Here is a 10708-nt window from a genome sequence, read left to right on the forward strand (position 1 = left end):
CATGGTCGAAGTTCCGGAATCGCTGCCGGCGCGGATGTACCTGCTGGCGTACGACACCACCAGGCAGAAGATGACGAAGCACGGCGCCCACCTCGGCTACGTGCTGCGCGCCGCCGCGCTCACCGAGCTGTACCTCGACGGCAGGCTCGGCGAGGAGCGCCGCAAGCCCGTCCCGGGGACGCCCGGCGACGACCCGTACGGGGTGCTGGCGCAGATCGCGGCGTCGCGGCCCCGGTCATGGCAGCACTGGGTGCGCAAGGACAGCAAGGCGATCGTGGCGGCGGTCAGGGACGAGCTCGTCCGCGGCGGCTGGATCCGGGTGCGGACGCGCAAGGCCCTCGGCCTGTTCCCGTACGAGCAGGTCACCGTCAAGGACCCGCGCGTGGTGAAGGAGCTGTGGGGCGGGGCGTCGTCCGCGCTGCGTGGACGCCCGGTCGCCCATGTGAACAGCTACGACGCGGCGGCGGTCGCGCTCGCCGCGGCGGGCGATCTGAAGACCGTCCTGCCCGGCCGCGACCGGCGGCGGCACAAGCGGCGGATCGAGGAGCTGACGGCGCGGTCGGGGCCCGCCGCGCCGGCGGTCCGCCGGGTGATCCGCCAGCAGCAGGCCGCCGAGGCCGGCGGCTGAGCAGCCGCCCAGACCCGGCCCGGAGCCGCAAGTGCGGGTTCCTACAAGACCGGGCGGGCCGAACTTGTACCGGCCCCCAGCGGCGGCCGGGATCGCGCGGACCATAGCCTCAACGCATATGGAGCCCGATCGCGTGATCTATCCCCTGCTGAAGCACGTCCTCATGGGGCCCGCGATGCGCGTCGCGTTCCTGCCCCGGGTGAGCGGCCTCGCGCACGTCCCGCGGATCGGGCCGGTCATCCTCGCGGCGAACCACCTGGCGTTCCTGGACTCGTTCGTCCTGCCGCTCATGGTCCCGCGGCGCGTCCACTTCCTCGGCAAGCACGAGTACTTCACCGGGACGGGCGTGAAGGGCCGCACCGTCGCGGCCCTCTTCCGCGGCCTCGGCATGATCGCGGTCGACCGGTCCGGCGGGCGGTCGGCGGTCGCCGCGCTCGACACCTCGGCGGCGGTGCTGGAGCGCGGCGGCGTGTTCGCGATCCACCCGGAGGGCACCCGGTCGCCGGACGGCCGGCTGTACCGGGGCCGGACGGGCGTCGCGCGGCTCGCCATGCGGACCGGCGCGCCCGTCGTGCCGGTGGCGATCGAGGGCACCGACCGGCTGCAGCCGGTGGGGCGGGCCGTCCCCAAACCGGGGCGGATCGGGCTGCGCATCGGCGCGCCGATGGCCTTCGCCGGACGGGACGACGGCGTCCCGCGCGGGAAGGCGGCGCGGCAGGTCACCGACGAGATCATGGAGGCGATCCAGCGGCTGTCCGGCCAGGAGTACGTGGACGACTACGCGCCCCGGCCGTCCGGCCCGTCCGGCCGCTGAGGCCCGCCGGATGTTTGAGGGTGCCCGGAAGGGCACGAACACCGGTGACGGAACACGGACGGAGAGGACGTGGAGATCAGCCTCGACCTCCTGCTCCCCCGGGAGGCCGCGAGCGTCCCGGCGACACGGAGGCTGCTGGACGCGGCGCTGACCGCCCTCGGGGTGGATGCCGACATCCGCGGCGACATCGAGGTGATGCTCACCGAGGCCTGCACGAACGTGATCCGGCACGCGGAGGACGGCGCCGGCTACACGGTGCGGGCCTCGATCCAGGACCGGCGCTGCGTGATCAAGGTGATCGACGCGGGTCGGGGCTTCGACCCCGGGGACGTCCCGGACCCCGGTCCGGCGGCGGAGCGGGGCCGCGGACTGCTCATCATGAGGACGCTGGCGGACGACGTCCGCTTCCGCACGCTGCCCGAGAACGGCGCGCTCGTCGCGCTGGAGAAGCGCCTGCGCTACCGGGAGGACAGCCTCGGGGGGCTGCTCACCGCGGACAGTAGTGTTCCGCTCATGACCGAGGCCGATCCGGAGATGCAGGAGCTCGCGACCCGGCTGTTCGAGATGGCGCGCGCCGGGCGGACGGCGGAGCTCACCGAGTACGTCGACGCCGGGGTGCCGGTGAACCTGTCCAACGACAGGGGCGACACGCTGCTGATGCTCGCCGCTTACCACGGGCACGCCGGGACCGTCCGGGCGCTCGCGGCGCGCGGCGCCGACCCCGAGCGCGCCAACGACCGGGGCCAGCGGCCGCTCGCCGGCGCGGTGTTCAAGAAGGAGCCGGACGTGGTGCGGGCCCTGCTCGACGCGGGCGCCGACCCGCGGGCCGGGTCGCCGTCCGCCGCCGACACGGCGAGGATGTTCGGCGCCGCCGACTTCCTCGCCTGGTTCGACGAGCCGCCTCCCCCGCCCGGCTGACGGACGTCAGAGAGGCAGCCCGTCCTTGCGGGACACCTCGTCCTGACGGGGGATGGCCGTCGTGTCGCCGCCGGTCGTGTCGCTGAGGACGACGCGGTGGTTCCAGTACGGCGGGGCGACGCCCTCCTCGCGGAGCGCCCGGTGCAGCCGCTTCAGGAACTCGTGCTTGATGAGGAACTGGTCGCCGAACTCCGTCGACCGCAGGATGGCGTGGAAGCCGACCGTCGCGTCGTTGAAATCGTCGAACCGGACCAGGACGCTCGAGTCCGCCACCCCGCCCTGGACGTCCTTCATCACGTCCTCGCCGACCTCGGTGATCAGCCGCTCCACCCGGTCCAGGTCGACCTCGTAGGCCACCTTCGCGTAGACCATGATCGACATGTCCTGCGCGGGACGGTGGAAGTTGGTGAGGATCGTGTCGGAGAACCGCTGGTTCGGGATGACCTCGATGTTGTCCGACAGCGTCCGGATGGAGGTGTTGCGCCAGTTGATGTCGACGACGTACCCCTCCTGGCCGCTGGAGAGCTTGATGTAGTCGCCGGGCTCGATCGTCTTGGACGCGAGGACGTGCACGCCCGCGAACAGGTTCGCGAGGGTGTCCTGCAGCGCCAGCGCGACCGCGAGACCGCCGACGCCGAGGGCGCCGAGCAGCGGCGAGATCGAGACGCCGAGGCTCTGCAGCATCACCAGGACGCCGACGCCGATCACCACCACCCGGGCGATGTTGGCGAAGATCGTCACATTGGCGGCGACGCCCTGCCCGGCCAGCGCCAGCGAGCCGACCGAGCTGGCGATCAGCCGGGCCAGCGCCAGCGACACCACGAAGATCGCCACGGCGGTGAGCACCTTGGCGGTCACGTCCAGCGTGCCGCGCGGCAGCTCCAGCACCTTCGCCGCGAACCACAGGCCGAGGATCACCGAAACGGGGACGGCCAGGTCCCTGATCAGCCGGGCGGCGATGTCGTCCCAGGCCCACCGGGTGTCGCCCGCCCGCCTGAACAGCCGTCCGGTCAGCAGCCGCAGGAGGACCGCGATCACCAGCGCGCTCGCCAGCACGATCGCGGCGGCGGTGATCCGCTCCCAGGTCAGGTCACCCATGACGCGCGCAACTCTCCCTCCGCCCGGACGGCCCGCAGGCTGCCCGTGACGTCCGTTTTGCCATGATGTGCGTCCCCGATCGTAGTGAAGACCCGGAGCGTGCGAGCCACATCACGGACTCCCGGGACATGGATCTACCTGCGGGGCGATTACGATCGATCGAGTGGTAGGCGTGGGAATGATGCGCCGGCTCGGGGTCACGGCGCTCGGACTGCGGAACGGCCCCCACCGCGTCACGGTCGAGCGCGACCTCGAGGTCCCGGCCGCCGACGGCGTCACGCTGCTGGCCGACCACTACGCGCCCGCCGGCGTGGAACGGGCGCCGACGGTGCTCGTCCGGTCCCCGTACGGGCGGCGCGGCCCGTTCGGGCTGATGTGCGGGCAGGGGTTCGCGTCCCACGGGTTCCAGGTCGTGGTGCAGAGCGTCCGCGGCGGCTTCGGGTCGGGCGGGGTGTTCGAGGCGCTGGACGAGCGCGAGGACGGCCTCGCCACCGTCGAGTGGCTGACATCACAGCCCTGGTTCGGCGGGACGTTCGCCATGCACGGCCCGAGCTACCTCGGCTACGTCCAGTGGGCCGTCGCCGCCGACGCCGGGCCCGCGCTGAAGGCACTGTCGATGCAGGTCACGGCGTCCACGTTCCGGGACGCCGTGCACGTCGGCGGGACGTTCGCACTGGAGTCCGCCCTCATCTGGGTGGACATGACCGCACGGATGAAGAACTCCCTGTCCGGCATCTCCGCCGCCGTGCTGTCCCCGCGCCGCGCCCGCCGGGCCACGCTGTCCGGCCGCCCCCTCGCCGAGCTCGACAGGCTCGCGACCGGCGAGCAGCAGCGCTTCTTCCAGGACCTCCTCGTCAACGGCCCCGACACCCCGTTCTGGGACAAGCGCGACTTCTCCCCGACCGTCTCGCACGTCACGGCCCCGGTGAACATGACGGGCGGCTGGTACGACATCTTCCTGCCCTGGCAGATCAAGGACTACGCCGCCCTCCGCGCCGCCGGCCGCCGCCCCTACCTGACGATCGGCCCGTGGTTCCACGCCGACCAGCGGATGATGCGCGGCTCGATCGGCGAGTCGATCGCCTGGTTCCGCGCCCACCTGCTGGACGACCCGTCCGGGCTGCGCGACCAGGCCGTCCGGCTGTACATCACCGGCGCGGACGAGTGGCGCGAGTTCCCCGACTGGCCCGTCCCCGGGATGCGGGAGGAGCGCTGGCACCTGCAGCCGGGCGGGGCCCTCTCCCCCGCCGAGCCGCCCGAGTCGGAACCCGACACCTACCGCTACGACCCGAACCACCCGACCCCGTTCCTCGGCGGCCCGACGCTGCTCGGCGAGACCCACCCGTCCACCGACCAGCGGCGGCTGGAACGGCGGCGGGACGTCCTCGTCTACACCTCCGAGGTCCTGGGCGACGATCTGGAGATCATCGGGCCGGTCACCGCCGACCTGTACGTCCGGTCGAACCGCGAGCACACCGACTTCGTCGTCCGGCTGTGCGACGTCGCCCCGGACGGCGAGTCGCTGAACCTGTGCGAGGGCATGCGGCGGCTCGTCCCCGGCGCCGCGGAACCCGCGCAGGAGGACGTCCGCCACATCGCCATCGAACTGTGGCCCGCCGGCCACCGCTTCCTCCGCGGCCACCGGATCCGCGTCCAGGTCGCGAGCGGCGCCTACCCCCGCGTCGCCCGCAACCCCGGCACGGGCGCCCCCATCGGCACCGCCACCGAGATGCTCATCGCCGACCAGGAGATCTTCCACTCCCCCGCGCGTCCGTCCACCGTCAACCTCCCCGTCGTCGGGCGCTAGCCCGCCGCCCGGAGAGCGCGCCGGTCCTTCAGGTCGCCCGCTTCCGCAGCGCTTCCAGGGCCTTGTCGGCGTGGGCGTTCATGCGGATCTCGCTCTTGACGACGGCGAGGACGCGGCGGTCGGTGTCGATGACGAAGGTCCGGCGCCTGGTCGGCATGAGGGCGATGCCGCGTTTCACGCCGAAGCGGGCGCGGACCTCGCCGGACGGGTCGGACAGCAGCGGGTAGCCGAAGGAGTGCCTGCCGGCGAACTCCTTCTGCTTGGCGACCGGGTCGGCGCTGATGCCGACCGGATGGGCGCCGACGGCGGCGAGCTCGGCGGCCAGGTCGCGGAAGTGGCAGGCCTCGGCGGTGCAGCCGGGGGTCATCGCGGCCGGGTAGAAGAACAGGACGACCGGGCCCTTCTCCAGCAGCCCGGTCAGCGTGCGGGTCTCGCCCGTCTCGTCGGGCAGCTCGAAGTCGTCGACGACGTCACCGGGGTTCATACGCCCGAACCTAGCCGAGAAGTGCGGTGATGTCGGTGGACGTCCAGGTTCCGTGGGCGCCGGGGCGGGCGGCCAGGTAGACCCCCGCGCGTTCGGCGGTCCAGCCGTGCGCCTCGCGCAGGCCGTTGCCGAGCATCGTGAGATACGCGGCCGTCGGCGCGTTCGGCGGGTGGCGTTCGGGGGAGGTGAACGTGAGCATGGGGTGACCGCCGCGTTCCCCTACCTTCAGGACGGTCTCGTAGCGCCCGGGGCCGAGGCGCTGGCGGCCACGGGCGACGGCCTCGGACAGGTCGTGGTCGACGCCGGTGCCGCGGCGCATCTCCTGGGACAGGACGTCGCAGAACTGGCGCCGGGTCAGCAGGTACGCGCGGGCGGCGGCGCGCCCGGGGAGGCCGGGGTCGTAGAACGCCATCCCGCCGCCCCAGACCAGGGAGGTGTACCCGAAGTAGATCCCGCCGGGCATCGTGATCGACGCCTCGGCACGGGCGGGGCGGGGGTCACGGCAGCCGGGGTAGTGCCGCTTGCCGCCCTCCGGACGGCCGCCGGACAGATAGCAGCGGAACCTCTCCCGGAAGAGGTTCGATCCGTACGCCACATACCAGAGCGGTTCGTCGTCCATCGTGTCCATTATCCACCCTGGTCGGCGGCGGTGCGGCGGTCTGGACGGGGCGGGAGATCCCATTCGCGAGGTTTGACGGGAGCTGCGGCCGGATAGGAAACTGGCCAAGCAGGTGTCTACGACGCAGATACCTCCGTGCTTCCCCTGTGTTGTCCCGGAGGATCCGCCATGCACCGCCCGTTGAACATCGCTCTCGTGTCCGCCTCCGACCTTGACGGCGAACACCTCGAGTCAGTCCACGTCCGGGATCTCGCTCGTTCGCTCACCCGTCCGCTGTCCGCCGACGGGAAGCCGAACCAGGTCACGGTGTACGCCCGGCGCCACGACAAGGACGCCCGCGCGCGGGTCCGGCTCGCGCCGGGAGCCGCGCTCGTCCATCTCGACGCCGGGCCCGCCCGCCCGCTCACCGACGACGAGCTGCTGAAGCACGTCCGCGACTTCGCCGACGGGCTGCGCCGCCGCTGGTCCGGGGCCGGGCGTCCCGACATCGTCCACGCGCACGGCTGGGTCGGCGGGCTCGCCGCCTGCGCCGTCGCCCGCGAGCTCGGCATCCCGTTCGCGCAGAGCTACCACGGCGTGGCCGCCGCCGAGCGCCGCGCCGGGAACCGGGTCCACCCGCACCGCGACCGGCTGGAGAAGGCCATCGCGCGGGACGCCGACGTCGTCCTCGCCGGACATGCCGAGGAGGCCGGCGCGCTCGTGCGGATGGGCGTGCCGCGCCCGAGCGTGTCCGTCGTCCCCTACGGCGTGGACGGCGACCAGTTCGCGCAGGCCGGCCCCGCGATGCCGCGCGGCGACCGGCGCCGCCTCGTGATGATCTGCGGCGATCTGGAGGCCGGGGACGTCGCGACCGCGCTGCGCGCGCTGGTGCACGTCCCGAACGCCGAGCTCGCCGTCGCGGGCGGCCCGGCGCGCGAGGAGCTGGAGAACGACCCCGTCGTGCACCGGCTGGTGCTGCTCGCGAAGGAGCTGCACGTCAACGACCGGGTGATCTTCCTGGGCCGGCTGCCCCGCAAGGCGCTGCCGAAGCTGCTGCGGACGGCGAGCCTCGCGCTCTGCCTGACCCCGCACCAGCCCTGCCCGGCGGTGCCGCTGGAGGCGATGGCCTGCGGCGTCCCCGTCGTCGCGACCCCGGCGGGCGGGAACGCCGACGAGGTCCTCGACCGGATCACCGGCGTGCACGTCCCGGCGGGACGTCCCGTCGTGATCGGCCGCGCCATCCGGCACCTCCTGACCGAGGAGACCACCCTCCACGGCTACTCGATCGCCGCCGCCGACCGCGCACGATCCCGGTACTCCCTGGAGCGGATCGCCGCCGAGACGCTCCGCGCGTACCAGCGCGTCCTGCCCGCCGACCCCGAGCCCGAGGCCGCGCAGGACCAGGACCTGGACGAGGCCGAGCACGACGCCGACCGAACCCCCGCCCTGGCGCGCTGACGCACCGTCTCCAACCCCTCCTGCCACCGGCCGGACGCCGCGCTCGGCACGGTCCACGGGCCCCGGATCTCTCCCCAGATCCGGGGCCTGTTCACGTCCGGCCCCGGATCTCTCGCGCCCGGCCCGTCCATCTCGGGTCGGCTGGGATACTGGCTGGTGACCGGAAGGGGCTATGTGTGCTGATCGGCAGGGCCGCCGAGTTCGCGGAACTGAGGGCCGCGCTGGCGCGGGCGGCCGGGGGCAGCGCCGGGGTCGTGCTGGTCAGCGGGGACGCCGGCGTCGGCAAGACGCATCTGGTGTCCGCGCTGACCCGCGCCGCCCGCGACGACGGCTGCGCGGTGCTCGTCGGGCAGTGCGCCGAACTGGGCGAGAGCATGCCGTACCTGCCGCTCGCGGACGCGCTCTGGACGGCCGCGCAGGCGGGCGCCCCGGAGTCGGACGCGGTCCGCGCCGCGCTCGACGCCCGTCCGGTGCTCGGGCGGCTGCTGCCCGACAGCGGCACCGACCCCGGCTCGGTGACGGAGCTCGGCCAGCAGCAGCTGTTCGGGGCGGCGCTCGGGCTGCTCGGCGAGCTGGGCCAGGAGCGGCCCGTCCTGCTCGTCCTGGAGGACCTGCACTGGGCCGACCGGTCGACCCGGCACCTGCTGACGTTCCTCTGCCGCGTCCTGCAGCGCGAGCGGGTGTGCCTCGTCGGCACGTACCGGTCGGACGACCTGCACCGGCGGCATCCGCTGCGGCCGGTGGTGGCGGAGCTGCTGCGGCTGCCGAACGTGACCGGCGTCACCGTCGCCCCGTTCGGGCCCGGCGAGACCGCCGCGTACCTCGCCGAGCTGTCGCGCGGGGGCGCGCCGGTGACGACGGAGGTCGTCGAGCGGGTGCACCGCCGGTCGGAGGGGAACGCGTTCTACGCCGCCGAGCTGTACTCGGCCGGGTTCGACGTCCCCGGCGGCGAGCCCGCTGAGCTGCCGTCCGGGCTCGCGGACCTGCTGCTGTCGCGGATGGAGCGGCTGTCGGACGCCGGGCAGCGCGTCGTGCGGGTCGCGGCGGTCGCCGGGCGCCGCATCGACGACGAGCTGGCCCGCCGCGTGTCGGGGCTGGACGAGGCGGCGGTCGGCGAGGCGCTCCGCGAGGTCGTGTCGCACCAGCTGCTCGTCCCGTCCGGGACCGGGTACACCTTCCGGCACGCGCTGCTGCGCGAGGCCGTCTACGCCGACCTGCTGCCGGGCGAGCGGACCCGGCTGCACGCCGACTTCGCCAGGCTGCTCGCCGGTCTCCCGGACGGGACGCGCGGGTCGGCGGCGGAGCTGGCGCACCACAGCCTCGCCGCGCACGACCTGCCCGCCGCGTTCGCCGCGTCCGTCCGGGCGGGCCGGGAGGCGGGCCGGCTCGGCGCGCCCGACGAGGCGTTCGAGCACTACGAGCGGGCGCTGGAGTTGTGGGACGCGGTCCCCGACCCGGAGGGCACGGCGGGGGTCGCCCGGATCCGGCTGTCGCTGACGGCCGCGCGGGAGTCGGCGCGGGCCGGGGAGTCGCGGCGCGCCGTGCACCGGCTCCGCCGCCTGCTGGACGCCGCCGACCCGGCGGACCTCCGCCTCGGCACCGAGATCCGCGAGCAGCTCGCGACCTATCTGAACGACATCGACGAGCTGGACGAGTCGCAGGCGACCGCGCGGGAGGCGGTGGCGATGCTGGCGGGCGACCCGGCGGCGCCCGAGCGCGCCTGGGCGCTCGCGACCTACGCCCGCACGCTGCTCTACCGGGACCCGGACGGCGAGATGCCGGAGTTCGCGGAGAAGTCCGTCGCGGAGGCCCGCGCGGCCGGGATCCCCGGCGCCGAGGCGGCGCTGCTGGTCACGCTCGGGCTGTGGCGGGAGTCGCGGGAGGCCGACTCGGGGGTGGCGGAGGTGTTCGCGCGGGCCCGCGACCTGGCCGACGCGGCGGGCGACAGCCCGCAGGCGGCGGTGCGGGCCCGGTACCACCACGCCCGGACGATGTTCGACCGCGGCGACCTCGCGCGCGCGGCGCGGGCGGCCGACGCGGGTGTGCGGTTCGTCCTGGACAAGGGCCTGCGGTGGAGCACGTACGGCATCATCATGCGGTCCCTGCGGTACCTGATCCACTACACGACCGGGAACTGGGTGGAGGCGCGCCGGCTCGCCGACGAGTTCGCCGTCCAGGTCGTCCGGCCTGCGGAGGCGCAGATCTCGGCGTACGCGCTGTTCGTCGAGGTCGCGCAGGGCGCCCCGGGCGCGGACGAGCGGCTGCGGTGGATCGAGCCGCAGCTGAGCGAGGACCTGTTCCTCAACTACCTCGCCCGGGGCCTCGCGGCCGAGCACGCGCTGTGGCGCGGCGATCCGCACGCGGCGGTCGAGCACGTCGAGCACGTCCTCGGCACCGCCTACGGCGAGACGGACGGCGCGATCCGCCTCGCGGCGACGGGCCTGTGGGCGCACGCCGAGATCGCGTCCCGCGCCCGCGCCGCCGGGGACGGCGCGGCGGTGCGGGCGGCGGCCAAGGCGGGCGACGCGCTGCTGCACCGCGCCAAGACGGTCTTCACGATCAACACCGACGGGCTGCCCCGCGCCTGGCTCGGGCTCGAAGGGCACGCCTGGCTGGCCCGCGCGGAGGCCGAGCGGCGCCGCGTGGACGGCGTCCACGACATGGACCTGTGGCGCAAGGCCACCGACTTGTTCACCTACGGCGACGCGGACGGCGGGTTCGTCTACGAGGTCGCGCGGTCGCGGTGGCGGCTGGCCGAGGCGCTCGCCGAGAACGGCGACCGGGACGCGGCCGCCGCGGAGTGGCGCGCGGCCGCCGGGACCGCGGCGCGGCTCGGCGCGGAGCCGCTGCTGGCCGCGCTGCGCGACCTCGGGACCCGCGCCCGGCTCGGCTCCGTCACCGAC

General features: G+C 74.3%; 9 protein-coding genes and 1 pseudogene. 7 read left to right on the forward strand and 3 right to left on the reverse strand.

The window, feature by feature from the left end:
* Position 1 precedes the first annotated feature (1 nt).
* The 4 genes and pseudogenes from ETD83_RS19515 to ETD83_RS19530 all read left to right on the forward strand — a co-directional run bounded on the left by ETD83_RS19515 (position 2) and on the right by ETD83_RS19530 (position 2360).
* A complete protein-coding gene (locus ETD83_RS19515) occupies positions 2-628 on the forward strand; it encodes a GOLPH3/VPS74 family protein (RefSeq protein ID WP_138646574.1) in 627 nt (208 codons plus the stop codon).
* 133 nt (positions 629-761) lie between these two features.
* Positions 762-1442: a lysophospholipid acyltransferase family protein gene (locus ETD83_RS19520; RefSeq protein ID WP_230421027.1), complete on the forward strand. Its 681-nt coding sequence runs from the start codon at positions 762-764 to the stop codon at positions 1440-1442.
* A 69-nt stretch (positions 1443-1511) separates the two neighbouring features.
* A pseudogene (locus ETD83_RS19525) lies at positions 1512-1874 on the forward strand (ATP-binding protein); the annotation flags it as partial.
* Between the two features lie 81 nt (positions 1875-1955).
* Positions 1956-2360, forward strand: a complete 405-nt coding sequence (locus ETD83_RS19530) for an ankyrin repeat domain-containing protein (RefSeq protein WP_138646581.1) — start codon at positions 1956-1958, stop codon at positions 2358-2360.
* Between the two features lie 6 nt (positions 2361-2366).
* On the opposite strand, the gene ETD83_RS19535 is transcribed toward ETD83_RS19530, so the two are convergent.
* Positions 2367-3458: a mechanosensitive ion channel family protein gene (locus ETD83_RS19535; protein ID WP_171064328.1), complete on the reverse strand. Its 1092-nt coding sequence runs from the start codon at positions 3456-3458 to the stop codon at positions 2367-2369.
* A 178-nt stretch (positions 3459-3636) separates the two neighbouring features.
* On the opposite strand from ETD83_RS19535, the gene ETD83_RS19540 reads away from it, so the two are divergent.
* Positions 3637-5265, forward strand: coding sequence for a CocE/NonD family hydrolase (locus ETD83_RS19540; protein ID WP_138646583.1), 1629 nt, complete (start codon positions 3637-3639; stop codon positions 5263-5265).
* Between the two features lie 28 nt (positions 5266-5293).
* Here ETD83_RS19540 and ETD83_RS19545 read toward each other — a convergent pair whose 3' ends face one another.
* Together ETD83_RS19545 and ETD83_RS19550 are read right to left on the reverse strand one after the other, a co-directional pair.
* A complete protein-coding gene (locus ETD83_RS19545) occupies positions 5294-5749 on the reverse strand; it encodes a peroxiredoxin (RefSeq protein ID WP_138646576.1) in 456 nt (151 codons plus the stop codon).
* Positions 5750-5759: 10 nt separating this feature from the next.
* Entirely contained in the window at positions 5760-6368 is a 609-nt protein-coding gene (locus ETD83_RS19550; protein WP_205717769.1) for a histone deacetylase, read from the reverse strand.
* A gap of 168 nt (positions 6369-6536) precedes the next feature.
* Between ETD83_RS19550 and ETD83_RS19555 the strand changes: the two genes are divergently transcribed.
* The gene (locus ETD83_RS19555; RefSeq protein WP_138646578.1) at positions 6537-7805 is read left to right on the forward strand and encodes a glycosyltransferase; all 1269 of its coding nucleotides are present in this window, start codon (positions 6537-6539) and stop codon (positions 7803-7805) included.
* A gap of 176 nt (positions 7806-7981) precedes the next feature.
* The coding region (locus ETD83_RS19560) for an ATP-binding protein (protein WP_138646579.1) at positions 7982-10708 on the forward strand (2727 nt) is incomplete at its 3' end.

The organism is Actinomadura soli, from assembly GCF_005889715.1.
Lineage (GTDB): Bacteria > Actinomycetota > Actinomycetes > Streptosporangiales > Streptosporangiaceae > Spirillospora > Spirillospora soli.

Bases quoted from the DNA above. Each gene is read 5' to 3' on its own strand.
- ETD83_RS19535 (WP_171064328.1), bottom strand. From the start codon at position 3,458: ATGGGTGACCTGACCTGGGAGCGGATCACCGCCGCCGCGATCGTGCTG.
- ETD83_RS19550 (WP_205717769.1), bottom strand. From the start codon at position 6,368: ATGGACGACGAACCGCTCTGGTATGTGGCGTACGGATCGAACCTCTTC.
- ETD83_RS19515 (WP_138646574.1), top strand. From the start codon at position 2: ATGGTCGAAGTTCCGGAATCGCTGCCGGCGCGGATGTACCTGCTGGCG.
- ETD83_RS19545 (WP_138646576.1), bottom strand. From the start codon at position 5,749: ATGAACCCCGGTGACGTCGTCGACGACTTCGAGCTGCCCGACGAGACG.
- ETD83_RS19540 (WP_138646583.1), top strand. From the start codon at position 3,637: ATGATGCGCCGGCTCGGGGTCACGGCGCTCGGACTGCGGAACGGCCCC.
- ETD83_RS19530 (WP_138646581.1), top strand. From the start codon at position 1,956: ATGACCGAGGCCGATCCGGAGATGCAGGAGCTCGCGACCCGGCTGTTC.
- ETD83_RS19555 (WP_138646578.1), top strand. From the start codon at position 6,537: ATGCACCGCCCGTTGAACATCGCTCTCGTGTCCGCCTCCGACCTTGAC.